The sequence below is a fragment of the Priestia megaterium genome (assembly GCF_009497655.1).
Classification (GTDB): domain Bacteria; phylum Bacillota; class Bacilli; order Bacillales; family Bacillaceae_H; genus Priestia; species Priestia zanthoxyli.
The window spans coordinates 4,181,986-4,207,334 of record NZ_CP023317.1 but is presented as its reverse complement, the minus strand read 5'-3'; the positions used below and the strand labels follow the sequence as shown (position 1 = coordinate 4,207,334).

The 25,349-nt window shown below is 40.2% G+C and carries 23 protein-coding genes; 22 read left to right on the top strand and 1 reads right to left on the bottom strand.

What is annotated here, in order from left to right; genetic code table 11:
* The first annotated feature begins 12 nt into the window (after positions 1 to 12).
* The 13 genes from lpdA to CEQ83_RS21450 all read left to right on the top strand — a co-directional run bounded on the left by lpdA (position 13) and on the right by CEQ83_RS21450 (position 14,922).
* Positions 13 to 1,434: a dihydrolipoyl dehydrogenase gene (lpdA, locus tag CEQ83_RS21510; RefSeq protein ID WP_028411580.1), complete on the top strand. Its 1,422-nt coding sequence runs from the start codon at positions 13 to 15 to the stop codon at positions 1,432 to 1,434.
* Positions 1,435 to 1,454: 20 nt separating this feature from the next.
* Positions 1,455 to 2,447, top strand: coding sequence for a thiamine pyrophosphate-dependent dehydrogenase E1 component subunit alpha (locus CEQ83_RS21505; protein ID WP_014458261.1), 993 nt, complete (start codon positions 1,455 to 1,457; stop codon positions 2,445 to 2,447).
* Between the two features lie 12 nt (positions 2,448 to 2,459).
* The gene (locus CEQ83_RS21500) at positions 2,460 to 3,443 is read left to right on the top strand and encodes an alpha-ketoacid dehydrogenase subunit beta (RefSeq protein WP_155017508.1); all 984 of its coding nucleotides are present in this window, start codon (positions 2,460 to 2,462) and stop codon (positions 3,441 to 3,443) included.
* Positions 3,444 to 3,458: 15 nt separating this feature from the next.
* Positions 3,459 to 4,718, top strand: coding sequence for a dihydrolipoamide acetyltransferase family protein (locus CEQ83_RS21495; RefSeq protein WP_098112931.1), 1,260 nt, complete (start codon positions 3,459 to 3,461; stop codon positions 4,716 to 4,718).
* A gap of 157 nt (positions 4,719 to 4,875) precedes the next feature.
* Complete coding sequence (locus CEQ83_RS21490) at positions 4,876 to 6,912, top strand: methylmalonyl-CoA mutase family protein (protein ID WP_099000487.1); 2,037 nt, start codon at positions 4,876 to 4,878, stop codon at positions 6,910 to 6,912.
* Complete coding sequence (scpA, locus tag CEQ83_RS21485) at positions 6,905 to 9,055, top strand: methylmalonyl-CoA mutase (RefSeq protein ID WP_048019778.1); 2,151 nt, start codon at positions 6,905 to 6,907, stop codon at positions 9,053 to 9,055. The genes CEQ83_RS21490 and scpA overlap by 8 nt, the downstream gene beginning before the upstream one ends.
* Positions 9,056 to 9,071: 16 nt before the next feature.
* Entirely contained in the window at positions 9,072 to 10,067 is a 996-nt protein-coding gene (gene meaB, locus CEQ83_RS21480) for a methylmalonyl Co-A mutase-associated GTPase MeaB (RefSeq protein WP_033579718.1), read from the top strand.
* A gap of 193 nt (positions 10,068 to 10,260) precedes the next feature.
* Positions 10,261 to 10,698 carry a BrxA/BrxB family bacilliredoxin gene (locus CEQ83_RS21475; protein WP_028411575.1) on the top strand — a complete coding sequence of 146 codons (438 nt, stop codon included), beginning with the start codon at positions 10,261 to 10,263 and terminating at the stop codon, positions 10,696 to 10,698.
* Positions 10,699 to 10,979: 281 nt separating this feature from the next.
* Positions 10,980 to 11,783, top strand: a complete 804-nt coding sequence (locus CEQ83_RS21470) for a transporter substrate-binding domain-containing protein (RefSeq protein WP_026106695.1) — start codon at positions 10,980 to 10,982, stop codon at positions 11,781 to 11,783.
* Between the two features lie 31 nt (positions 11,784 to 11,814).
* The gene (locus CEQ83_RS21465) at positions 11,815 to 12,474 is read left to right on the top strand and encodes an amino acid ABC transporter permease (RefSeq protein ID WP_013059114.1); all 660 of its coding nucleotides are present in this window, start codon (positions 11,815 to 11,817) and stop codon (positions 12,472 to 12,474) included.
* Positions 12,467 to 13,189 carry an amino acid ABC transporter ATP-binding protein gene (locus CEQ83_RS21460; protein ID WP_028411574.1) on the top strand — a complete coding sequence of 241 codons (723 nt, stop codon included), beginning with the start codon at positions 12,467 to 12,469 and terminating at the stop codon, positions 13,187 to 13,189. Before CEQ83_RS21465 ends, CEQ83_RS21460 begins: the two co-directional genes overlap by 8 nt.
* Before the next feature lie 159 nt (positions 13,190 to 13,348).
* The gene (locus tag CEQ83_RS21455; RefSeq protein ID WP_013059112.1) at positions 13,349 to 14,299 is read left to right on the top strand and encodes an aromatic acid exporter family protein; all 951 of its coding nucleotides are present in this window, start codon (positions 13,349 to 13,351) and stop codon (positions 14,297 to 14,299) included.
* Between the two features lie 98 nt (positions 14,300 to 14,397).
* Complete coding sequence (locus tag CEQ83_RS21450) at positions 14,398 to 14,922, top strand: L,D-transpeptidase (RefSeq protein WP_014458269.1); 525 nt, start codon at positions 14,398 to 14,400, stop codon at positions 14,920 to 14,922.
* Positions 14,923 to 14,996: 74 nt separating this feature from the next.
* On the opposite strand, the gene prli42 is transcribed toward CEQ83_RS21450, so the two are convergent.
* Complete coding sequence (gene prli42, locus CEQ83_RS21445; RefSeq protein WP_149917156.1) at positions 14,997 to 15,092, bottom strand: stressosome-associated protein Prli42; 96 nt, start codon at positions 15,090 to 15,092, stop codon at positions 14,997 to 14,999.
* 148 nt (positions 15,093 to 15,240) lie between these two features.
* Here prli42 and mce point away from each other — a divergent pair, with 148 nt between their 5' ends.
* The 9 genes from mce to CEQ83_RS21400 all read left to right on the top strand — a co-directional run bounded on the left by mce (position 15,241) and on the right by CEQ83_RS21400 (position 25,283).
* Positions 15,241 to 15,666 carry a methylmalonyl-CoA epimerase gene (mce, locus tag CEQ83_RS21440; RefSeq protein WP_028411573.1) on the top strand — a complete coding sequence of 142 codons (426 nt, stop codon included), beginning with the start codon at positions 15,241 to 15,243 and terminating at the stop codon, positions 15,664 to 15,666.
* Entirely contained in the window at positions 15,659 to 17,209 is a 1,551-nt protein-coding gene (locus tag CEQ83_RS21435; protein WP_028411572.1) for an acyl-CoA carboxylase subunit beta, read from the top strand. The genes mce and CEQ83_RS21435 overlap by 8 nt, the downstream gene beginning before the upstream one ends.
* A gap of 25 nt (positions 17,210 to 17,234) precedes the next feature.
* The gene (locus CEQ83_RS21430) at positions 17,235 to 18,353 is read left to right on the top strand and encodes a tripeptidase T (RefSeq protein WP_013084962.1); all 1,119 of its coding nucleotides are present in this window, start codon (positions 17,235 to 17,237) and stop codon (positions 18,351 to 18,353) included.
* A 224-nt stretch (positions 18,354 to 18,577) separates the two neighbouring features.
* Positions 18,578 to 19,939: an NAD(P)-dependent oxidoreductase gene (locus CEQ83_RS21425; protein WP_034270985.1), complete on the top strand. Its 1,362-nt coding sequence runs from the start codon at positions 18,578 to 18,580 to the stop codon at positions 19,937 to 19,939.
* A 21-nt stretch (positions 19,940 to 19,960) separates the two neighbouring features.
* The gene (gene preA, locus CEQ83_RS21420) at positions 19,961 to 21,241 is read left to right on the top strand and encodes an NAD-dependent dihydropyrimidine dehydrogenase subunit PreA (protein WP_028411570.1); all 1,281 of its coding nucleotides are present in this window, start codon (positions 19,961 to 19,963) and stop codon (positions 21,239 to 21,241) included.
* Between the two features lie 19 nt (positions 21,242 to 21,260).
* On the top strand, positions 21,261 to 22,679 hold the full coding sequence (gene hydA / locus CEQ83_RS21415; RefSeq protein WP_033579723.1) for a dihydropyrimidinase: 1,419 nt from the start codon (positions 21,261 to 21,263) through the stop codon (positions 22,677 to 22,679).
* 33 nt (positions 22,680 to 22,712) lie between these two features.
* A complete protein-coding gene (locus tag CEQ83_RS21410; protein ID WP_028411568.1) occupies positions 22,713 to 22,925 on the top strand; it encodes a hypothetical protein in 213 nt (70 codons plus the stop codon).
* 395 nt (positions 22,926 to 23,320) lie between these two features.
* Positions 23,321 to 23,512 (top strand): hypothetical protein, encoded by a 192-nt coding sequence (locus CEQ83_RS21405; protein ID WP_013059103.1) that lies wholly within the window; start codon positions 23,321 to 23,323, stop codon positions 23,510 to 23,512.
* A 139-nt stretch (positions 23,513 to 23,651) separates the two neighbouring features.
* On the top strand, positions 23,652 to 25,283 hold the full coding sequence (locus tag CEQ83_RS21400) for a PucR family transcriptional regulator (protein ID WP_033579724.1): 1,632 nt from the start codon (positions 23,652 to 23,654) through the stop codon (positions 25,281 to 25,283).
* Positions 25,284 to 25,349 lie beyond the last annotated feature (66 nt).

The following is a 25,349-nucleotide window of genomic DNA, read 5'->3' as shown; positions in this document are numbered from 1 at the left end:
GTGTGAAGCAGTGTGGCAAAAGAATATGATTTGGTCATTCTCGGCGGTGGAACCGGAGGGTACGTAGCAGCTATTCGTGCCTCTCAGTTAGGTCTATCGGTAGCGGTTGTGGAAAAAAATAAGTTAGGCGGCACATGCCTGCACGCAGGGTGTATCCCAAGCAAAGCTTTACTAAGAAGTGCAGAAGTCTATCAAACGGCTAAGAAAAGCAGTGAATTTGGCGTAGAAACGTCCAATGTACTATTGAACTATGCTCGTGTACAAGAACGAAAGTCAGAAATTGTTTCACAGTTACATAATGGTGTCAAACAGCTAATGAAAAAAGGTAAAATTGACGTATATGAAGGAATTGGACGTATTTTAGGACCTTCTATTTTTTCTCCTATGCCAGGAACCATCTCCGTTGAATTAAAAAGCGGTGAAGAAAACGAAATGCTTATTCCAAAGAATGTAATTGTCGCAACAGGGTCTCGCCCTAGAACATTACCTGGTTTAACAATCGATGGAGAGAAAGTAATCACTTCAGATGAAGCATTAAAGATGGAAACACTTCCTGCTTCTATTATTATTGTGGGAGGCGGCGTCATTGGAATTGAATGGGCGTCAATGCTCACAGATTTTGATGTTGATGTAACGGTTGTTGAATACAGCGATCGAATTTTACCAACAGAAGATCAAGATATCTCCCGTGAAATGACGAAGCTTTTAAAAGCAAAAGGAGTGACCATTATTACTTCTGCTAAAGTAATGGCTGATACACTGTCTGTTGGTGGTCAGGTGAAAATTTCTGCTCAAGTAGGAGACGATATGCAAGAATATGAAGCAGAAAAGCTGCTTGTATCTGTAGGGCGTCAAGCGAATGTCGAAGGAATTGGTCTCGAGAATACCGATATTGTAGTAGAAAACGGTGTGATTGCCACAAATGATTTTTATCAAACGAAAGAATCTCATATCTACGCAATTGGAGATGTGATTGGCGGACTGCAGCTTGCACATGTAGCTTCTCACGAAGGAATCGTAGCTGTTGAGCATTTACACGGTGACAAGCCTTTGAAGATTGATTACACAACAATTTCTAAATGCGTATACAGCAGCCCGGAGGCAGCAAGTGTAGGATTAACAGAACAAGAAGCAAAACAGCAAGGATTTCAGCTGAAGGTTGGAAAGTTTCCGTTTAAGGCCGTTGGAAAAGCTCTTGTATATGGAGAGGCAGAGGGATTTGTTAAAATTATTGCCGATGCCGACACAAATGATGTTCTTGGTGTGCATATGATTGGACCTCACGTGACGGATATGATTTCTGAAGCGGGTCTTGCAAAGGTATTGGATGCTACACCATGGGAAATTGCTCATACCATTCATCCTCATCCTAGCCTTTCAGAAGCGATGGGAGAAGCTTCATTAGCTGTAGATGGAAAAGCGATTCATTTTTGATGATTAAAGGAGGTTTAAACATGACAAAAAACCGTCATGAATCATTAGGATTAACTGATGAACAAGTACTTGAAATGTACCGCACTATGCTGCTTGCACGAAAAATTGATGAGCGTATGTGGCTATTAAACCGTGCAGGGAAGGTGCCTTTTGTTATTTCATGTCAAGGTCAAGAAGCCGCTCAAGTTGGCGCAGCTTTTGCCTTAAACAGAGAGAATGATTACATATTACCTTATTACCGCGATCTGGGTGTTGTGCTGGCATTTGGAATGACTGCGCGCGATTTAATGCTTTCTGGGTTTGCTAAAGCAGAAGATCCAAACTCAGGAGGTCGTCAAATGCCAGGTCACTTTGGCCATAAGGAAAAGCGAATTGTAACAGGATCTTCTCCCGTTACAACACAGGTGCCTCATGCAGTAGGAATCGCTTTAGCAGGACGGTTGGAGAAAAAAGACTTAGTCACGTTTGTCACGTTTGGAGAAGGATCTTCTAACCAAGGAGATTTCCATGAAGGCGCGAACTTTGCAGGTGTTCATAAGCTTCCTGTTATCTTTATGTGTGAAAATAACAAGTATGCGATTTCTGTTCCGGTTGAAAAGCAGCTAGGATGCGCAAAAGTATCTGATCGTGCGATTGGATATGGTATGCCGGGCTACACAATTGATGGAAACGACGTCCTTGAAGTATACCGAGTGGTAAAAGAAGCAAGAGATCGTGCATCTAGAGGAGAAGGGCCTACTCTTATTGAAACTGTTTCAGAGCGCTTGACTGCCCATTCAAGTGATGACGATGATCGTGCATATCGCGGAGCAGAAGAATTGTCTGAAGCTAAAAAGAGTGATCCGCTTGCGTACTTTGCGGCTTATTTAAAAGAGGTTAACGTGTTAACCGATGAACGAGAAAAACAAATGCTTGATGATATTATGAATATCGTTAATGATGCAACAGATTATGCTGAAAACGCTCCTTATGCAGAAGCGGAATCGGCTTTAAAATACGTGTACGGTGAGTAAGGAGGAGAATATATGCCGGTTATTTCATATATTGATGCAGTAACAATGGCCATTCGTGAAGAAATGGAAAGAGATTCCCGCGTGTTTGTATTAGGAGAAGACGTAGGGAAAAAAGGCGGCGTATTTAAAGCAACCAACGGACTGTACGAACAGTTCGGAGAAGAAAGAGTCATTGACACACCTCTTGCAGAGTCCGCCATTGCGGGGGTAGGAATCGGAGCGGCAATGTACGGCATGCGTCCAATTGCTGAAATGCAGTTTGCTGATTTTATTATGCCTGCAGTCAATCAAATTGTGTCAGAAGCAGCAAAAATTCGCTATCGTTCTAATAATGATTGGAGTTGTCCAATTACAATTCGAGCTCCTTACGGCGGGGGAGTTCACGGTGCTCTTTATCATTCTCAATCTGTTGAAGCACTCTTTGCCAATACGCCAGGGTTAAAGATTGTGATGCCTTCTACGCCTTATGATGTAAAAGGATTATTAAAAGCAGCTATTCGTGATGATGACCCAGTTCTTTTCTTTGAGCATAAGCGTGCGTACCGTTTGATTAAAGGAGAAGTCCCTGAAGATGAGTATGTACTGCCGATTGGCAAAGCAGATGTAAAGAGAGAAGGAGACGACATCACGGTTATTACATATGGTCTTTGTGTACACTTTGCTCTTCAAGCTGCTGAAAAACTAGAAGCAGACGGTATTTCAGCACACATCTTAGATTTAAGAACGGTCTATCCGCTTGATAAAGAAGCTATTATTGAAGCAGCCTCTAAAACAGGTAAGGTCCTGCTTTTAACGGAAGACAACAAAGAAGGCAGCATTATGAGCGAAGTAGCAGCTATTATTGCTGAACACTGCTTATTCGATTTAGATGCGCCAATTCAGCGCCTTGCTGGCCCTGATGTTCCAGCTATGCCGTATGCACCAACAATGGAAAAATATTTTATGGTGAATCCAGATAAAGTAGAAAAAGCAATGAGAGAATTAGCTCAATTTTAAAAGGAGTTGTATCAATTGGCTATTGAAAAAATTACGATGCCGCAGCTCGGTGAAAGTGTAACAGAAGGTACAATTAGCAAATGGCTCGTTTCTGTTGGAGATCACGTAAATAAGTACGACCCGTTAGCTGAAGTCATGACGGATAAAGTAAATGCTGAAGTGCCTTCTTCTTTTAGCGGAACAATTAAAGAGTTAATTGCAGGTGAAGATGATACTTTACCCGTGGGAGAAGTGATTTGTTTAATTGAAGTAGAAGGAACTGTCCCTCAAAAAGAACAGAAAACGTCTGATAAGACTGTAGAAGAATCAGCGCCAAAAACAGCGGACAGTCAATCCAATAAAAGCCGATACTCTCCAGCTGTTATGCGTCTGTCACAAGAGCATAATATTAATTTAGATACCGTGACAGGAACAGGTGCGGGCGGCCGCATTACGAGAAAAGATATTTTAGCTGTTATCGAAAAAGGCGGAGCTTCTGAAGTGAAAGAAACACCTGCATCAACAGTTCAGCCAGAAGCACCCGTAGCGGCAGCTGCTCCGAAAACGAAGCAACCCGCGCCGGTTGTGTCTGCAGCCGGAGATCAAGAAATCCCTGTTTCAGGCGTGCGTAAAGCTATTGCAGCAAATATGCTTCGCAGTAAACACGAAATTCCGCATGCATGGACAATGGTTGAAGTTGATGTAACGAACTTAGTTTCTTATCGTGATGCATTAAAGACGGAGTTCAAACAAAAAGAAGGTTTTAACTTAACTTATTTTGCGTTCTTCGTAAAAGCAGTGGCTCAGGCTTTAAAAGAATTCCCTCAAATGAATTCAATGTGGGCAGGAGACCGTATTGTTCAGAAAAAAGATATTAATGTATCTATTGCTGTTGCAACAGACGATGCTTTATTTGTGCCGGTTATTAAACAAGCCGATGAAAAGACAATCAAAGGCATTGCGCGTGAAATTACAGAGCTTGCGCAAAAAGTTCGTACGGGTTCATTGAAGTCTGAAGACATGCAGGGCGGAACATTTACTGTTAACAACACAGGCTCATTTGGTTCCGTGCAATCAATGGGGATTATTAATTACCCGCAAGCGGCTATTTTACAAGTAGAATCTATTGTAAAACGTCCGGTTATTATTGATAACATGATTGCTGTTCGAGATATGGTTAACTTATGTTTATCACTTGATCACCGCGTGTTGGACGGCTTGGTGTGCGGCAGGTTCTTGGAAAGAGTTAAAGAGATTTTAGAATCTACGTCTAAAGAGAATACGTCCGTCTATTAAAAAAAGCAAATGGAGCTTTCTCCATTTGCTTTTTTATTTTGAAGCAATGATTGAACAATTTGTAAAAGATGTATTAAAATAAAAGAAGAATCATCAAACTTCAAAGTGTAATCATCTAGGTCTAGCAGGCAGCTATTAACTGTAAAGGGGCATGGAAATGAAAACAAATACATTATCATTTCATGAATTTACACGTACACCTAAAGAAGATTGGGCACAGGAAGTTAGCAAAAACACCGCGCTCCGCTCAAAAGAAACGTTAGAAAACATCTTTTTGAAACCGCTTTATTTTGAAAGTGATACGGCACATTTAGACTACTTGCAGCAGAGTCCGGCGGGAATAGATTGTTTAAGAGGAGCCGGTAAAGAATCATACATACTAGGGGAATGGGAAATCACCCAAAAAATCGACTTACCTTCTATTAAAGAAAGCAATAAACTTCTTTTACACAGTTTGAGAAATGGGCAAAATACGGCCGCTTTTACGTGCAGTGAAGCAATGAGGCAAGGAAAAGACGTTGATGAAGCAACTGAAGCTGAAGTAGCCTCAGGCGCTACAATTTCTACTTTAGAGGATGTTGCTCATTTGTTTCAGCATGTAGCTCTTGAAGCTGTGCCTTTATTTTTAAATACGGGATGTACATCCGTTCCACTTCTTTCGTTTCTAAAAGCATACTGTGTTGATCATAACTTTGATATGAGACAGCTAACAGGTACGGTTGGAATGGATCCGCTCGGCACTCTTGCTGAATACGGGAGAGTTCCACTTTCTACTCGAGATTTATACGATCATTTAGCTTACGCAACGCGTTTGGCTCACAGTAATGTTCCAGAGCTCAAAACGATCATTGTATCAAGCATTCCTTACCATAACAGCGGTGCAAACGCTGTTCAAGAACTAGCTTATATGCTTGCTACAGGAGTGCAGTATATTGATGAATGCATGAAACGCGGTCTGTCCTTACATCAAGTTTTACCTCACATGACCTTTTCTTTTTCAGTTAGCTCACATTTATTTATGGAAATATCAAAACTTCGTGCTTTTCGCATGCTTTGGGCAAATGTGGTTCGTGCTTTTGATGACACGGCCGTTTCAGTGCCGTTTATTCATACGGAAACGTCACGTCTTACACAGTCTAAAGAAGATATGTATACAAATGCATTAAGGAGCACGGTTCAAGCGTTTGCTTCTATTGTAGGAGGAGCGGATAGTCTGCATATTGAACCATATGATTCCGTTACATCCTCATCTTCTCAGTTCGCTCATCGCCTTTCCCGTAATACTCACTTAATTTTGCAGCACGAAACACATATATCAAAAGTAATGGATCCTGCCGGAGGCTCTTGGTACGTTGAAGCTTACACACATGAATTAATGACAAAAGCTTGGGAGTTATTTGGCAACATTGAAGACCACGGCGGAATGGAAGAAGCTTTAAAACAAGGGCGAATTCAAGATGAAGTTGAACAAATGAGAGTAAAAAGACAAGGAGATATAGAGTGCCGAATTGAGCGCTTGATCGGAGTCACACACTATGCTCCTAAGCAACACGCTGCATCTGAAGAGATAAAAAGCACTCTGTCTAAAAAAGAAGAAAGAAAAATGAATAAATACAGTGACCAGAACACTTCGGAATTTTCATCAAATCTTTCGCTAGAGGACTATACAAAGCTAGCATCTAAAGGGGTAACAGCAGGGTGGATGCTAAAACAAATGGCGAAGCAGTCACAGCCAGACAGTGTTGTGCCGCTCACTAAGTGGAGAGCAGCAGAGAAGTTTGAAAAAATACGGGTTTATACAAAGGGAATGAGCATTGGCATTATGGAGCTCGCCGATCCTAGCAGCCATAAAAAAGCTGAGATTGCCCGGTCTTTATTTGAAAGCGCAGGCTTTGCGTGTGAAACAATTAAAAACATAGATTCCTACGTCGAGATAGCAGATTGGATGAATGAACAAAAGCACGAAGCATATGTAATCTGTGGAAGTGATGAACTCGTGGAAAAGCTCTTAACAAAAGCGATGACTTATTTTGAGGAAGATTCTGTTTATGTGTACGTAGTAGGGGAAGAACACGTATCACGCAAAACGCAGTGGCAGCAAAAAGGTGTAATGAGCGTCATACATCCTAAGACAAATGTTATTCAATGCGTTAAGAAGTTATTATGTGCTTTGGAGGTAGAAGTTCATGTATAAAAAGCCTTCTTTTTCTAATATTCCATTATCATTTTCAAAGCAGCAAAGGGAAGAGGACGTGACTCAAAGTTCATTCACTGCTTTTCAAACAAATGAACAAATTGAATTAAAATCATTATATACAAAAAAAGACAGAGATGACCTCGACTTTATTCACTTTGCACCTGGTATTCCACCGTTTGTGAGAGGACCGTATGCAACGATGTATGTGAATCGGCCTTGGACGATTAGACAGTATGCAGGATACTCAACGGCGGAGGAAAGCAATGCCTTTTACCGCCGAAACCTAGCTGCTGGACAGAAAGGGCTGTCTGTTGCTTTTGACCTAGCTACCCACCGCGGCTATGACTCTGATCATCCAAGAGTTGTTGGAGATGTAGGGAAAGCAGGAGTGGCAATTGATTCAATGATTGATATGAAGCAGCTGTTTGAAGGGATTCCGCTTGATCAAATGTCCGTGTCGATGACGATGAACGGGGCGGTTCTTCCTATTTTAGCTTTCTACATCGTAACAGCTGAAGAACAAGGAGTAAAAAAAGAAAAGCTGGCTGGAACGATTCAAAACGATATTTTAAAAGAATATATGGTGCGCAATACGTATATTTATCCTCCTGAAATGTCCATGCGAATCATTGCGGATATTTTTAAATATACAGCGGAGCATATGCCGAAATTTAACAGTATTAGTATATCAGGCTATCATATGCAAGAAGCAGGCGCTCCAGCAGACTTAGAGCTTGCTTATACGCTTGCAGATGGACTTGAATATGTACGAACCGGCTTGAAAGCAGGAATTTCAATTGACGCGTTTGCACCGAGACTATCCTTTTTCTGGGCAATTGGAATGAACTACTTTATGGAAGTAGCGAAAATGAGAGCGGGGAGGCTGCTGTGGGCAAAACTCATGAAACAGTTTGAGCCGGACAACCCTAAATCACTTGCTCTTAGAACGCATTCTCAAACGTCCGGATGGAGCTTAACCGAGCAGGATCCATTTAATAATGTTATTAGAACATGCGTCGAAGCTCTGGCTGCAGTGTCAGGACATACGCAATCGCTTCATACAAACGCACTGGATGAAGCGATTGCTCTTCCGACTGATTTTTCAGCTAGAATTGCTCGAAATACGCAGCTTTATTTGCAAAATGAAACGGAGATTTGTTCCGTCATTGACCCTTGGGGAGGCTCTTATTATGTGGAATCATTAACGAATGAATTAATGATAAAAGCGTGGAAGCACCTTGAAGAAATAGAGCAGCTCGGCGGAATGACAAAAGCAATAGAAGCAGGCGTACCTAAAATGAAGATAGAAGAAGCTGCTGCGCGCAGACAAGCAAGAATAGACTCGCAGGTAGAAATTATTGTAGGTGTGAATCAGTTTCAGCCGGAGCAAGAAGAACCGCTCGATATTCTTGATATTGATAACACAGCAGTTCGAATGAAGCAGCTGGAAAAGCTAAAGAAAATACGCAGTGAACGTAACGAACAAGCGGTACTCGAAGCGCTTAATCGACTGACCACTTGTGCCAAAACAGGCGAAGGGAATCTCCTTGCTTTTGCGGTTGAAGCTGCAAGAGCTAGAGCTACACTAGGTGAAATTTCAGAAGCCATTGAGAAAGTGGCTGGAAGACATCAGGCTACTTCTAAGTCAGTCAGCGGGGTATACAGTGCGGAGTTTGCGCATCGAGATCAAATCGAAGAAGTTCGAAAGCTCACGGCTGAATTTTTAGAGGAAGAAGGAAGACGCCCAAGGATTTTAGTGGCGAAAATGGGGCAAGACGGTCATGACAGAGGATCAAAAGTGATTTCAACAGCCTTTGCTGACCTTGGATTTGATGTGGATATTGGCCCTTTATTTCAAACGCCTGAAGAGACAGCAAGGCAAGCTGTAGAAAACGACGTACATGTGATTGGCATAAGCTCTTTGGCAGCCGGGCATAAAACGTTACTGCCGCAGCTTGTTGATGAGTTAAAGAAATTAGAGCGCGACGATATCGTTGTTATTGTCGGAGGCGTTATTCCTAAACAAGACTACTCATTTCTTTTAGAGCACGGCGCTTCTGCAATCTTTGGACCTGGAACAGTAATCCCAAAAGCGGCCGTTTCCGTCTTACATGAAATAAAGAAACGGTTAGAAGAATAGTTGGTGAAGACAATTGGTGAAATTAAAAACGGTACAAGATTATAAACAAGGGCTGCTTGAAGGGAAAAGAACAGCGTTAGCTCAAGCCATTACTTTAATTGAAAGTAAAGCGCCGAAGCATAAAGCAATAGCACAACAGCTGATTAAAGAAATCTATCCCCATACGGGGCATTCAGTGCGCATTGGTTTTACTGGCGTACCAGGAGCAGGAAAAAGTACGCTGATTGACAAATTTGGATCGTATCTATGCAAAAATGGCCATTCCGTTGCAGTTTTAGCAGTCGATCCAAGCAGTACCTTGTCTGGAGGAAGTATTTTAGGAGATAAAACCAGAATGGAGCTGCTTGCCAAACAAGAGAACGCTTTTGTCCGTCCTTCACCTTCTCAAGGAACGCTTGGAGGTGTTCATCTTAAAACGAGAGAAGCCATTTTTCTTTGTGAAGCGGCTGGGTATAACATCATATTTGTCGAAACGATGGGTGTTGGCCAAGGTGAAATGATTGTAAAAGAGATGGTAGACTTCTTTGTTTTACTTGCTTTAACCGGAGCAGGAGATGATTTGCAAGGAATTAAAAAAGGGCTGCTTGAATGGGTTAATTTAATTTGTGTAAATAAAGCAGACGGGGATAACCGGCTAAAAGCAGAAGTGACTGCAAAAGAATACAAAAGTGTCATCGGTTTTCTTCACGGTCATTCCGGAGGGTGGAAACCACAGGTCATCACAACTTCTGCTTATGAAGAAGCGTCGTTTCAACATTTATGGCAGATAATTTGTGACTATAAGGAATGGATGAATAAAAAAGATCTGTTTTATGCAGTAAGACAAAAGCAAATGAAGGCATGGTTACAAGCAAGTGTTAATGAATATTTACAAGAATCATTTTATGAACATCCTTTAGTTAAGCAAACATTAGGGGATGTTGAAAAACAAATGATGACCGGAGATGCCACAATGGCTGAAGCTCTCCAACACTTGATTAAAATCTATCAGCAGGCGATGAAAGAAATGTAAAAAAGGATCCTGCATTTTATGCGGATCCTTCTACACTAGGGAGTTAAGAGTATGGTTTTCTAGCTGTAAAAACAGTATCACCATTTCTTTTCTTGTTTAATCTTGATTACCAAGAAAAAATGAGTCAAAGCAATCGCCTTTTTAGTTTTCGTTTGCTATGATAAAGGATAGATAGCAAAAGGGAGGTATGAAAATGAATATCGATTTTAACTTGTTTATGAACGACGTTGTTCGTCAGGCCCGTAAAGAAATTACAGCTGCTGGTTATACAGAATTAACGACGGCTGAAGCGGTAGATGAAACGTTTAAACAGCCTGGCACAACGCTTGTAATGGTGAATTCAGTTTGCGGTTGTGCAGGAGGTATTGCAAGACCTGCTGCAGCGCACGCTGTACATTATGATAAACGTCCAACAAACTTGGTTACAGTATTTGCTGGGCAAGATAAAGAAGCAACTGCGCGTGCACGCGAATACTTTGAAGGTTATCCGCCTTCATCTCCATCTTTCGCTTTATTAAAAGACGGAAAAATTATCACAATGGTAGAGCGTCACGAAATTGAAGGCCATGAGCCAATGTCAGTTGTGATGAAGCTGCAAGAAGCGTTCGAACAGAACTGTGAAGAAGTGTAAGAGAGAAGCCGTTTTGAACGGCTTCTTTTTTTATGCATTTTTTTATCCGTCTGTATGCAGGCTTTCTAATGAGTGGAAAATGTTGAGAAAAGGTATTTTCAAATAGTGAAACTTATATTTAAAAAAGATATTGCATATTTATAATGTTGTGTTAAAATACATTTATATGAATATATATTTAAATTTCGACATTTACTTGCAATAGTAAAAAACTTATTTCATAATATTATTAATTTTTAAAAAATAATGTAAGGAATAAACTAGGGGGAACGAAGATGAAATTGAAAAAGTGGTTATCGGTAACGGCAATTGGTCTCTTAACAGCAGGCGTTTTAGCTGCATGCGGAGCAGGAGAAGGAACGTCTAATGGCGGAGCAAGCAGCGACGACAAAGATAAAAAAGTACTTGTAATGGGAACATCAGCAGATTACCCACCCTTTGAATATATTGATACGGCAAAAGGTGATAGTGAAGCAATCGGATTTGACGTAGATTTAGCAAAAACAATCGGTAAAAAGTTAGGCTATGACGTGCAGGTAAAGGATATGGAATTTGGCGGATTAATTCCAGCTTTACAATCTAATAAAGTCGATTTAGTTTTAGCCGGTATGACGCCAACTGAAAAGCGTAAAAAGAACGTGGACTTCTCAGACGTATACTACGAAGCAAAAAACATGATTGTATCGAAGAAAGATGCGCCAATTAAAAACGCAGAAGAACTAAAAGGAAAAACAGTCGGTGTACAAACTTCTTCTATTCAAGCAGACGAAGCAAAAGAAATTGCAAAAGAAGTTGACGGAGTAAATGTAACAACGCGTGACCGTATTCCAGAACTAATTCAAGAAATGAAATCAAATCGTATCGATGCAGCGATTATTGAAGATACAGTAGCTAAAGGGTATGTGAACAAAGACAAAAGCTTGCAAATGTCTGATACAGGACGTCCCGATTCAAGTAAAGGATCAGCAATCGCATTTCCTAAAGACAGCAAGCTAACGAATGACTTTAACCGTGAATTAAAGAAAATGAAAGAAAACGGTGAATTGGATAAATTAATCGTTAAGTGGTTTGACGACCAAAAATAAGAATGATAGTTAGAGAGGAATGGAACTAGGCATGAATTTGGATTTTTCGCAAATCGTGCCTTCTATGCCTTATATTTTAAAAGGGATAGGGGTAACGATACAGATAGTCCTAGCTTCAGCAATTTTAGGGTTTGTGCTGGGAGTTATTTTATCTTTATGTAAAATCAGCCGCAATAAACCTCTTCAATGGTTTGCGGATGCATATACGTCCGTGTTTCGCGGAACACCGCTTGTACTGCAATTATTATTAATATACTTTGGATTACCTCAGCTGCTCGGGTTTGATATTGCCCCGTTTCCAGCGGCCGTTGCTGCGTTCGGGCTAAACTCTGCAGCATATATATCTGAAATTATTCGCGCTGGTATTTTAGCTGTTGATAAAGGACAGCGTGAAGCGGCATTAGCGTTAGGAATTCCTTATCGCCGCATGATGGGACAAATTATTTTGCCACAGGCACTTAAAAATATTTTACCTGCTTTAATGAATGAGTTCATTACATTAACAAAGGAATCAGCTATCGTTACAGTTATTGGAGCACTCGACATTATGCGCCGTGCTTACATTGTAGGGGGAGAAAAATTCGCCTACCTTGAACCGTTAATTTTTGCAGGGTTGATTTATTATGTAATGGTAATGGGCTTAACGCTCCTTGGTAAAGCAGTCGAGAGGAGAATGAGAAAAGGTGATTAACGTTGAAAATTTACACAAATCATTTGGTAAGAATGACGTTTTAAAAGGTATTTCAACTACGATTAAGGAAAAAGAAGTCGTAGCTGTTATTGGCCCTTCTGGTTCTGGTAAATCTACTTTTTTACGCTGTATGAACCTGCTTGAAGAACCGACGAGCGGATTAGTTTCCATTAACGGTCAAGTGATTACAGATAAAAAAACAAACATTATGCGTGTGCGTGAAAATGTAGGAATGGTATTTCAGCATTTTCACTTGTTTCCACATATGACAGTGCTTGAAAATTTGACGTATGCTCCGATGACGGTAAAAGGCGTGTCAAGAGAAACGGCTGTTGCTAAAGGCAAAGAATTACTCCAAAAAGTTGGACTTGCTCAAAAAGCCAACGAGTTTCCAAGTCGCTTATCGGGCGGTCAAAAGCAGCGTGTAGCTATTGCAAGAGCATTGGCAATGGAGCCGAAAGTAATGCTGTTTGACGAACCAACATCAGCATTGGATCCAGAGATGGTAAAAGAAGTACTAGATGTAATGAAGTCGCTAACAGAAACAGGAATGACGATGGTCATTGTAACGCATGAAATGGGATTTGCACGAGAAGTAGCAGATCGCGTGCTGTTTTTAGACGGCGGTGTGCTTGTTGAAGATGCGCCTCCGGCTGAATTTTTTTCAGCGCCTAAAAGCAAGCGTGCTAAAGATTTCTTAGAAAAGATTTTATAATAAAAAAGTGCAGGAAGAGTACGATCTTTTCTGCACTTTTTTTATTGAAATTTATACGGTACAGCAAGATTTAAGGTTGTGTTATTTTTCTATTCGTGTTAATAAAGAATAGAGTATTTTATCACACTAAAAAGAAACCAACATGTAGGAGTCTAGAAAATGAAATTTAAAATTGGGTACCGGACAATTAAAACAGCCGTCGGTACATCACTGGCTATTATTATAGCTCAGTTCTTTCACCTCGAGTTTTTTGTATCAGCTGGAATTATCACCATTTTGTGCATTCAAAATTCAAAGAAAAAATCGTTGCGAAGTGCAAGCGATCGTTTTATTGCTTGTTCTTTATCCATTCTGTTTTCGTTTATATTCTTTGAAGGGATTGCTTATCATCCACTTGTTATAGGACTGATGCTGCTTTTGTTTATCCCGGTTACGGTTATATTCAAAGTTAATGCAGGCATTGTTACAAGCTCCGTTATTTTGCTTCATATTTACTCCAAAGGCAATATGACATGGGGAATCGTCTTTAATGAACTTGGCTTAATTGTAATTGGGATAGGTGTTGCCCTGCTTGTGAATTTATATATGCCAAGTTTAGATCAAGAGCTTCGCACGTATCAGCAAGAAATTGAAGAAAATTTCCGGTCGATGTTAAAGGAAATCGCCCTGTATCTCAGAACCAATGACAGCAGTTGGGACGGTAAGGAAATTGCAGATACGGTAAAAATTTTAGAAAAAGCAAAAAGCCTTGCGTTTCGTGATGTAGAAAATCATTTTGTTCGTGGGGAAAATTATTATTACCGCTATTTTAAAATTCGTGAAAAACAGCTTGAAATTATTGAACGCACGCTTCCTCTCATTACCGCTATTGATCTGGTAGTAGAACAGCGCTACATGATTGCCGATTTCATTGAAGAATTAAGTCTATCCATCCACCCTGGTAATACAGCAAAATTATTTTTAGCCAAACTTCAGCATCTACGAGAAGCGTTTGCAGAGATGCCGCTTCCTAAAACGCGGGAAGAGTTTGAAGCGCGTGCCGATTTACTGCACGTAGTCAAAGAAATTGAACAATATTTGGTTATTAAACAAACCTTAAAAATAAGTTAAACAGCATGCATGTTGTTTATCTTGCTTACGAACACTAAATAAGACAAGAGATATCTCTCTTGTCTTTTACTTAGGACTAACGTAAGGTGGTGGATTACGTGCATGTGTTTGCTTTTATCCTTTTACTACTATCTCCGGTTTGGCCATTAGGAGAAAATCCGTTGCCAAATGATCCTTATATTATTATTAATAAACAAAGCAATGAGCTTGCTTATATTCAAAATAAAGAAATTAAACAAATTATTAAAGTAGCAACGGGGAAAACAGTTAATCTGACGCCCGAAGGAGAGTTCACGGTAACAGTAAAAGCTGTTAATCCTTATTATCGGAGAAGTAACATTGAAGGAGGCGCTCCTCAAAATCCTCTAGGTGTAAGGTGGATTGGATTTGATGCAAGAGAGACTGACGGACGTATTTATGGCATCCATGGTACAAATCAGCCGGATTCCATCGGTAAATATGTATCGAATGGCTGTATTCGCGTAGAAAATCGTGAAGTAAGCCATCTATATGATCAAGTCCCGTTAGGTACAAAAGTATGGATTGTATCTACAGATCAATCTTTTGAAGAGTTAGCCGCCCAAAAAGGGATTGTGAATATACAGCAAAAGACTGGTGACTAGTCACCAGTCTTTTTATATGTTTGCATTGCACACAGAAACAGCAGTGCAGCTATGTTTTTCGTCATCAGTCCCGATTAAAACCACATGGCAAGTCCCGCTAAAAGCGTGGATATTAACATGACAAGAAGCATTAAAAACACAATGGTTTTTTGGATTTTCTTATTAGACATACAACCAAAGTCCTCCTACACGTTTTTTTCTTATTTTACATGTCTTCCGCTGCTTAGACAAGCAACTTTCTGTAGATACGCGAGCAGGAGATTTCTTTTGTTTTCAAGAATATGTGTAAATGAAAACGCTTTTTTAAGAGGTGAGAAAGTGATAAAAGGAATTGACCACATAGGAATAGCTGTAAAATCAATTGAAGGCAGCCTCCCATTTTATGAAAAGGTATTAGGACTGTCTCTATTAAAAGTAGAAGAAGTAGAAGAACAAGGAGTAAAAGTTGCTTTTATTCAGTGCGGCAACGTAAAAATTGAATTATTAGAGCCACTCTTTGAAGACAGTGCGGTCGGCGCGTTTATCAAAAAGAGAGGTGAAGGTCTTCATCATGTTGCTTTAGGTGTGCGCACGATTGAAGAACGGATTAACGAGTTAAAGGAAAAGGGTGTACAAATGATTGACGATGTTCCGCGAAAAGGCGCAGGGGAAGCATCCATTGCTTTTTTGCATCCAAAATCAGCAAACGGTGTTCTTTATGAGCTCTGTGAAAAAACACTAGAGGAGGAGAAGAAACATGGTTGACATTTATGATAAATTAAATGAATTGTACGATAAGCGTCGGAAGATCGAGTTAGGCGGTGGAGACGAAAAAATTGAAAAACAGCACCATAAAGGAAAGCTAACGGCGCGCGAACGAATTGAAATTCTTTTGGACGAACATACATTTGTGGAATTAAATCCGTTTATTGAACATCGGTGTGCGGATTTCAGTATGAATAATCAAGTAGGACCAGGAGACGGGGTAGTAACAGGTTACGGCAAGATAAACGGTCGCTCAGTCTACTTGTTTTCGCAAGATTTTACAGTATTCGGAGGCGCGTTAGGTGAAATGCATGCTAAAAAAATTGCGCACGTAATGGACTTAGCGGCTAAAACAGGCGTGCCGTTTATTGGCTTAAATGATTCAGGCGGGGCTCGTATTCAAGAGGGCGTCATGTCTCTTGATGGATACGGTCATATTTTTTATCGAAATGCCATTTATTCGGGTGTCATGCCTCAAATATCTGTTATTATGGGTCCTTGTGCAGGCGGAGCCGTGTACTCACCGGCGATTACGGACTTTGTTTTTATGGTAGAAGAAACAAGTCAAATGTTCATTACAGGACCAAAAGTAATTGAAACGGTAACGGGAGAAAGCATTTCCTCTGAAAATCTTGGAGGAGCAGCTGTTCATAACGAAATTAGCGGTAATGCCCATTTTAGAGGTGCAACAGAACAAGAGGTGCTAGAACAAGTACGAACGCTCTTAAGCTATCTTCCTCAGTCTAGTCAAGAGCAGCCTCCTTTAGCCTCAAAAGCAGAGTCTGATCATTATCGTCCGGATTTATTAGACGTTGTCCCGTTTGATGCCGTGCGCCCTTACGATGTGCGTCAAGTTATTCAGCAAGTAGTGGACGAGCGCTCATTTTTTGAAGTGCAAAAAGACTTTGCAAGAAATATTGTCATTGGTTTTGCTCGCATAGATGGAAAAGTTGTCGGACTTGTGTGTAACCAGCCTAAAGTAATGGCAGGCAGTTTAGATATTAACTCCTCAGATAAAGCAGCAAGGTTTATTCGATTTTGCGATTCATTTAATATCCCACTTATTACATTTGAAGATGTTACAGGTTTTTTCCCAGGTATCAAGCAGGAACATGGCGGAATTATACGTCATGGTGCTAAAATTTTATATGCATACTCCGAAGCTACCGTTCCGAAAATCACAGTGATTTTGCGAAAGGCGTACGGAGGTGCATACGTAGCTTTAAATAGTAAATCGATTGGAGCGGACCTTGTGTATTCGTGGCCGAATGCAGAAATCGCTGTTATGGGTCCTCAAGGTGCTGCAAATATTATCTTTGCAAACGACATTCGAGGCAGTGAAAACCCAGATGAAACAAGACATGAAAAAATTGAACAGTATCGCGAGAAATTTGCTAATCCTTACGTAGCAGCAAGCGCTGGAATGGTGGATGATGTTATTGATCCTCGGGAAACACGAATAAAATTAATACAAGCGCTTGAAATGTTGCACAATAAAAAGGAAGAGCGTCCAGCAAAAAAACATGGTAACATACCATTGTAGGTTATTTTTGGAGGGATTACATATTATGATTAATGAACAACGAATCGTTGATTTATTTATTGAATTAGTACAAGTAGACTCAGAAACAAAGCATGAAGAAAAAATTGCTGTTGTACTAAAAGAAAAATTTACTGCATTAGGCGTCGAAGTAGTAGAAGATGATGCCAAAGAAAAAACCGGACACGGAGCCAACAACTTAATCTGCACACTGCCAGCTACAAAAGAAGGAGTAGACACAATCTACTTTACTTCTCATATGGATACAGTCGTACCTGGAAACGGTATTAAACCGTCTATTGAAGATGGCTATATTAAAAGTGACGGCACGACAATTCTTGGAGCGGATGATAAAGCAGGCTTAGCAGCAATGCTAGAAGCCATTACCGTATTAAAAGAAGAAAACATCGCGCACGGCAAAATTGAATTTATTATTACAGTAGGAGAAGAATCTGGCTTAGTGGGCGCTAAAGCTCTTGATTCTAGTCTCGTAACGGCAAAATTCGGCTATGCTTTAGATAGCGATGGCAAAGTGGGAGACATTATTGTTGCTGCGCCGACGCAAGCAAAAGTAAATGCAACAATTTATGGAAAAACAGCTCATGCAGGTGTAGCTCCTGAACGAGGCGTTTCTGCTATTACGATTGCTTCAAGAGCCATTTCTAAAATGCCGCTTGGACGTATTGATGAAGAGACTACAGCGAATATTGGACGTTTTGAAGGTGGAACGCAAACGAATATCGTGTGTGACCGCGTCGATATTTTAGCAGAAGCTCGTTCATTAATTCCAGAAAAAATGGAAGCACAAGTAGCGAAAATGAAAGAAGCGTTTGAAACAGCTGCACAAGAAATGGGCGGACGTGCAGAAGTTGATATTAAAGTGATGTATCCAGGCTTTAAATTTGGCGATGGAGATCATGTTGTCGAAGTTGCTAAAAAAGCTGTGGCTAATATCGATCGTCCTTCACGCCTGCTTCAAAGCGGAGGCGGAAGCGATGCAAATGTAATCGCAGGGTTTGATATCCCAACAGTAAATTTAGCAGTTGGTTATGAAGACATTCATACAACCAATGAAAAAATTCCGGTAGAAGAACTGGTGAAGACATCTGAACTAGTAGTGTCGATTATTAAAGAAGTAGCAAAATAATAGTTGAAGCCTTGCTTTTATATAAAAGCAAGGCTTTTTACATAGTGAATAGTAAATAGTCTGAATTTTTTAACATAATGTATAATGAAGAAAAGACGGTCGTTTTGTACAATAAAGTTAGTAATACATTTTACAAAGTAGAAGTTGAAAATAACGTATATAAAAAATATGTAAGCGCTTTCAATTTAAGTTTTATCAACAGATATTCTTGGGAGGTTGATGCAATGCGATCACCGGAAAGTTTGCAGTCCATCATTCAAAACTTTAATGAAGTAGAAAAAGGGTTGTCCAATAGAGAAGCAGTCGAAGAATCTAATCGATGTTTGTACTGTTATGATGCACCCTGTATTCAGGCATGCCCTACAGGAATTGACATCCCGACGTTTATTAAAAAAATTGCATCGGGCAATTTAAAGGGCTCTGCCGAAACGATTATGTCTTCGAATCCAGTAGGAGCAAGCTGTTCGAGAGTCTGTCCAACCGATGAACTATGTGAAGGAGCGTGTGTGCTAAACCATTCAACCAAACCAATTATGATTGGAGATTTGCAGCGCTACGCAACGGATTGGGCTATTCAAAATGAACAGGTGCTGTTTGAGAAAGGAAAAGCCAACGGCAAAAAGGTAGCGATTGTTGGGGGAGGTCCGGCTGGTCTCTCTGCAGCAAGAGAACTGGCCCGATTCGGGTACGACGTAACCATTTTTGAAGCGGAAAAACAAGCAGGAGGGTTAAATACATATGGAATCGTGTCGTTTCGTCTTCCTCAAGCGATTTCATTCTGGGAAGTTGAACAAGTAAAAAGCTTAGATGTAAAAATTAAAACAAACGTAAGAATTGGAGAAGATATTCTTCCAAGCGAATTACTGCAGTCATATGACGCGGTTGTATTAGCTATTGGTATGAGTAAGGTGCCTTCTCTACATGTTGAAGGTGAAGAGCTAGACGGTGTGTATGATGCGATTGATTTTGTGAAAAAAACGAAGTCAAAAGCGCTATCAACAGAATTTGTTGGTAAGCGTGTAGCCGTCATTGGAGCGGGAAATACTGCGATTGATGGTGCTACGTGTTCCGTGCGCTTGGGGGCTGAAAATGTTCAAATTTTATACCGTCGTACACGAGAAGAAATGACGGCTTATGATTTTGAATTTGAATTTGCGAAACAAGATGGTGTTGAATTCCGCTGGTTAACGGCTCCTATACGAATTATTGGAGATGAAAATGGTAAGGTGAGCGGGATTGAATGTGTAAAAATGACCCTAACAGATCCAGATGCAGACGGCCGCAGGAAGCCTGTTCCTGTTGAAGGTTCAACGTTTACGATTCCAGTCGATGCTGTTGTTAAAGCAATTGGTCAAGAACGTTACCTGTCTTTGATTCAACAATTCCAGCTGAACCATGAAGACGGAGTTGTCTTAATCAATCAAGAGACGTTCCAAACATCAAATCCAAAAGTATTTGCTTGTGGAGACGTCATTTTTGGTAAAGGACAAGGAGAAGCAATGGTTGTGACCGCTGCTCAGCAAGGAAAACAAACGGCGTTAAATATTCATATGCAGTTAACAAAAGAAACAATGGAAACAGCTTAAAATCAGGAGGAGGAGAAATCTATGGCAGATTTAACAACAAATTTAGCAGGTATTCAATCACCAAATCCGTTTTGGCTGGCATCCGCACCGCCAACCAATTCAGGTTATCAAGTGCAGCGTGCATTTGAAGCAGGATGGGGAGGCGCAGTTTGGAAAACGCTTGGTGATCCGATTTTAAATGTTTCCTCTCGATTTGCTGCCGTTGGCTTCAACGGTCAGCGCGTAGCCGGCTTTAACAATATTGAGCTAATCACCGATCGTCCGCTTGAAGTTAATTTGAAGGAAATCTATGAAACGAAAAAGAAGTTTCCTAACCACGCAATTATTGCCTCTCTTATGGTAGAGCCTCAGCAAGAAAAATGGCATGAGATTGTCAAAAAAGTAGAAGATGTAGGAGTAGATGGATTAGAGCTGAACTTTGGCTGTCCGCATGGAATGGCAGAACGAGGGATGGGTGCTGCCTCTGGGCAAGTCCCTGATTTAGTTGAAAAACAAACGTATTGGGCTAAAGAAGTAGCCCAAACGCCGGTCATTGTTAAGCTAACCCCAAATATCACAGATATTACCGTTACAGCAGAAGCAGCGGTTCGAGGTGGTGCCGACGCTGTTAGTATGATTAACACCATTAATAGTTTAGCAGGAGTAGACATTCATTCATGGAATACAATTCCACACGTAGCGGGAAAAGGCGCTCACGGAGGCTATTGCGGCCCGGCTGTTAAGCCGATTGCATTAAACATGGTTGCTGAATGTGCAAGAAGTCCGTTTATTAACGTTCCAATATCTGGTATGGGGGGCGTTTCGAACTGGCAAGAAGCAGTGGAATTTATGCTCATGGGTGCTACAGGTGTGCAAGTATGTACAGCTGCTATGCATCACGGATTCCGCATTGTAGAGGATATGATTCAAGGTCTCAACTATTACTTGGATGAAAGAGGAATCGAAAAAGTAAGCGATATTGTAGGGAAAGCCGTTTCAAAATATTCCGACTGGGGCAACTTAGATCTCAATTATAAAGTAGTGGCTCGCATCGACCCTGATACGTGTATTAACTGCAATAAGTGTCATATTTCTTGTGAAGATACTTCTCACCAATGTATTGATATGTTGAAAGATCCTTCAGGGAAACCTTATTTAAAAGTACGAGAAGAAGATTGTGTAGGCTGTAATTTATGTTCGATTGTATGTCCTGTGGACGGAGCTATATCTATGGTTGAATTACCAAATGAACAACCGCCAATGACGTGGAATGAACGCCAAGCTGCTTTACAAGCGACGGCTGCACAGCGATTGGACGTATAAATACAAAGGGGATGAAGAAATGAAGAAAATCGTTAAAAATGGTGTCATAGTCACAGCAACAGATACGTATAAAGCCGATATTTTAATTGAGAATGGAGTGATTTCGGCAATTGGCTCAGCTTTTGAAGAACAGGGATGCGAAGTGATTGATGCAAAAGGCAACTATGTATTCCCAGGAGGCATCGATCCCCATACTCATTTGGATATGCCGTTTGGAGGGACCGTTACAAAAGACGACTTTGAAACAGGTACAAGAGCAGCAGCTTTTGGAGGTACGACAACTGTTATTGATTTTTGCTTAACCAATAAAGGCGAACCGCTCCAAAAAGCGATCGGCACATGGCATGAAAAATCAAAAGGAAAAGCGGCTATCGATTACAGCTTTCATCTAATGATTGGAGAAATCACGGAAGATGTATTAAATGAGCTTCCTACGATTATTGAAAAAGAAGGAATTACTTCTTTTAAAGTGTTCATGGCCTATAAAAATGTTTTTCAAGCAGACGATGCTACCCTTTACCAAACGCTAGTGCAAGCTAAAAAACTAGGGGCGCTTGTGATGGTACATGCTGAAAATGGAGATGTTATTGAGTATTTAACGGCAAAAGCGCTGGAGCAAGGACAAACTGATCCTATCTATCATGCACTCACTCGTCCTCCGGAAATAGAAGGAGAAGCTACGGGAAGAGCCGCAGTGCTAACCGAGCTTGCTGACTCACAGCTCTATGTTGTTCACGTATCTTGCGCTGAAGCAGTTAAAAAGATTGCTGAAGCAAGGGAAAAAGGCGTAAATATCTGGGGCGAAACGTGTCCGCAGTATTTGACGCTTGACCAAACCTATTTAGAGAAACCGGATTTTGAAGGAGCAAAATACGTATGGTCGCCGCCTTTACGTGAAAAATGGAACCAAGATGTTTTGTGGAATGCCCTGCGTAATGGCGACTTGCAAACGATTGGATCAGATCAGTGCTCGTTTGATTTTAACGGTCAAAAAGATCTAGGAAAAGGAGATTTTACAAAGATTCCAAACGGAGGACCTATTATCGAGGATCGCATGAGCCTTTTATTTTCAGAAGGAGTAGTGAAAAACCGAATTAATATCAATCAGTTTGTGGATATAACGTCAACAAAAATCGCGAAGCTGTTCGGACTGTATCCGAAAAAAGGAACGATAGCAGTTGGTGCAGACGCGGATCTGCTTATATTTGACCCTTCTGTTGAACGTGCGATTTCAGCTAAAACGCATCATATGGCAGTTGATTATAGCGCATTTGAGGGAATGAAAGTTACAGGTGAGCCGGTTTCAGTGCTTTGCCGAGGAGAATTTGTCGTAAAAGATAAGCAGTTTGTCGGTCAAAAAGGCTATGGACAGTATACAAAAAGAGCAAAGTTTAATGAGTTAAACACGGCTAACGAAGCTGAAAAATTAACGTTATAAAAACAGATGCCAAAATAGATTGGAGGCAGGGGAATGTCAAGTTACCATGAATATATGGCAGAGCGGGAAAAGATTGATTTTTTGCTGCAAAAAGGATTTAAAATAACGGCTGTAACAGAGAATCTAAGCGGGGCGTTTGTGACGTTTGAACGCATCGAAAAGAATCAAACCGAACAAGAAACGCTTCATATATTGACGGCGGATGCTAGAAAGTATTTTTCATCCTTACTGATTCAACAAGTATAAAAACGAAGGCTGAGACAAAATTATTTTAGCTGAAGGAAGATCCGAACGATGAATCGTTCGGATTTTTTTATTGGTAGGGTGAACGTAGGTTTCACGTATGCAGGAGCTCCTAGATGTTGATGGAAGTAATTTAGTTATGTCTCAATCCCTTTCTTTGTTTACTAAGACCTATAAGTTTTTTACTATATTGGCTGACAAAAGTGATCCGTTTTTGTGTTTTTTTCGTTTTGGATGTGAAACAAAATAACTAGATATTATCCATTGACTGTATTACAGTTGTTACATTTCGTTTACATCGAAAGAGAAAAGGTTTAGTTATCTAGTAAATTGTAGTAAATATTATAGTAGAACGTTTTCACAATAAATCTATTAAATATAAAAAGGGTGTGACACGGATGGATCAAGCTACGCAGTGTATGACACAAGAAGAAACAAAAATTATTGATAAATTAAAAATGGAAATGTTAAATGCAGTGTCACTACAAGATTTGCGTTTTTATAAAAAAGAAATTCACCGAATTAAAGAACAAGCGGTTAAGCGCCACGGTTTTTTTAATAAATTACAGCAAACGGCTCAGAAGCTGTAACGATCCATTATCGTTACAGCTTTTTTCGTTTCTTTTATTAAATATTTTATTTCTTCTAAATATTTAATATAATGTAAGAAGATATAGCTTTTGTTCTACACATATGCGAAATACGCGTTAATGATCCAGGAGACATGATGTGAAATTCGCTAGGGGCGGTGTTGACTTGAAATCATATTTAACAGTAACAGAGATTTTAACAAGGAAACATTTTGTAAACTGTGAAGTAATAGCTGGAGAGAAAGGGCTTACTAATTCTGTGAAGTGGGTGCACGTGATGGAAGTGACGCGCATTAATGAGCTGCTAAAAGGAAACGAGCTCATTTTATCAACAGGGGTAGGCTGGGGAGAAGATCCTCAATCTTGTTTATCATTTCTTCAGCAATTAATTTCTTGTAAGGCATCAGGACTGTGTATTGAACTTGGCACTTATACTTCTAAGATTCCGCAAATTGTCATTGATAAAGCGAACGAATGTGATTTTCCGATTATTTTATTTCACGAAGAAGTTCCGTTCGTTGAAATTACGCAAGATGTTCACTCACTTTTAATTAATCAGCATTATCAAATGATTTCCGATTTAGAACAGTATTCTCATCGGCTAAATCAGCTGCTGTTAACAGTTAATGACCCGGCCGTTATCTTACAGTGTTTATATGAATCTACGGGGCTTCTTGTCGGCCTTAAAGTTTCAAATGAATTATTTACCTTTGCTCCGGAGATGGACTTACTCAAACAGCAGCTTCTACTTCATTATATAAGCAGGGAAAATGAGAGTCCGCATTTTACTGAGCAGCCTATTCATTTATTAGGACAAGATTATGCTCAGCTGTATGTCGCCTCTATAAATGAAGCGTTAACAGAACTTGAAGTGCTCACCGTTGATCGGACGGCAACTGCACTTGCTCAGCATTTTTTGAAGGACTTGTATGTCGAAGAGAAAAAAAGAGTAGATGAAACTGAATGGATGACGAAATGGATGAACGGAGAGCTAACTCTTGAACAAATAAAAGATTCTATGCACGAGGTGTGTTCAGATTCTCCTATTCGCGGGGGTATCGTTGTTTGCTGTAAGTGGCAAAGACGGGAAAAGTTTGATCGAACGTATTTTAAGCTGATCTTACGAAGCATCTTTGAACAAGAAGGCTTTCACTTATTAGTCTCCGAGCGAAATCGCGAAGTGTTATTTATTCTTTTGAACAAACGAATGGTTAGCACGTGGAGAGAGAGATTAGAAAGCAGCCTTCACCGCTGGATGAATCAATACGAATCGGATGAAAACTCAAAGCGGAACGCTATTAGCTTTATCGGAATTGGCCAATACTGTGAACAGCTTGACTGTATGCATAAAAGCTATGAAACGGCTAAAGAAACAATTTCGATTCAAGAAATGCTGCAAAAACAAACCATTATTCATTTTTATGATGATTTGCATATGTACCGAATTATTTCGCTTTTACATCAGCATGAAGACTTACAGGAAGTGGTGTTTGAATATCTGCAGCCCGTTATTACATATGATGAAACGTACAATGCAAAACTCATGGAAACATTAAAAATTTATTTAGCATGCAACGGATCTAAACAAGAGACGGCTAAGCGTTTATACATTGTGCGGCAAACGCTGTATCACCGCATTGAAAAACTAGAAAAGCTGCTGGGTGAAGATTTTATGGAGCCGGAAAAACGATTGGCGATTGAATTTATGATTATGGCATATGAATATTTGTTTATGATGAAAAAGTCGCGTGCGGAATTTATAAACGGATAAGTAAGCAGCTGGAAACAGCTGTTTTTTTATGTTGAGGATGATTTTACTATATGTTCATTTTAGTTC

Coding starts and splice junctions, on each gene's coding strand:
- CEQ83_RS21505 (WP_014458261.1), top strand. CDS start 1,455: ATGACAAAAAACCGTCATGAATCATTAGGATTAACTGATGAACAAGTA.
- CEQ83_RS21500 (WP_155017508.1), top strand. CDS start 2,460: ATGCCGGTTATTTCATATATTGATGCAGTAACAATGGCCATTCGTGAA.
- CEQ83_RS21490 (WP_099000487.1), top strand. CDS start 4,876: ATGAAAACAAATACATTATCATTTCATGAATTTACACGTACACCTAAA.
- scpA (WP_048019778.1), top strand. CDS start 6,905: ATGTATAAAAAGCCTTCTTTTTCTAATATTCCATTATCATTTTCAAAG.
- CEQ83_RS21475 (WP_028411575.1), top strand. CDS start 10,261: ATGAATATCGATTTTAACTTGTTTATGAACGACGTTGTTCGTCAGGCC.
- CEQ83_RS21465 (WP_013059114.1), top strand. CDS start 11,815: ATGAATTTGGATTTTTCGCAAATCGTGCCTTCTATGCCTTATATTTTA.
- CEQ83_RS21455 (WP_013059112.1), top strand. CDS start 13,349: ATGAAATTTAAAATTGGGTACCGGACAATTAAAACAGCCGTCGGTACA.
- prli42 (WP_149917156.1), bottom strand. CDS start 15,092: ATGTCTAATAAGAAAATCCAAAAAACCATTGTGTTTTTAATGCTTCTT.
- CEQ83_RS21435 (WP_028411572.1), top strand. CDS start 15,659: ATGGTTGACATTTATGATAAATTAAATGAATTGTACGATAAGCGTCGG.
- CEQ83_RS21430 (WP_013084962.1), top strand. CDS start 17,235: ATGATTAATGAACAACGAATCGTTGATTTATTTATTGAATTAGTACAA.
- CEQ83_RS21425 (WP_034270985.1), top strand. CDS start 18,578: ATGCGATCACCGGAAAGTTTGCAGTCCATCATTCAAAACTTTAATGAA.
- preA (WP_028411570.1), top strand. CDS start 19,961: ATGGCAGATTTAACAACAAATTTAGCAGGTATTCAATCACCAAATCCG.
- hydA (WP_033579723.1), top strand. CDS start 21,261: ATGAAGAAAATCGTTAAAAATGGTGTCATAGTCACAGCAACAGATACG.
- CEQ83_RS21410 (WP_028411568.1), top strand. CDS start 22,713: ATGTCAAGTTACCATGAATATATGGCAGAGCGGGAAAAGATTGATTTT.
- CEQ83_RS21405 (WP_013059103.1), top strand. CDS start 23,321: ATGGATCAAGCTACGCAGTGTATGACACAAGAAGAAACAAAAATTATT.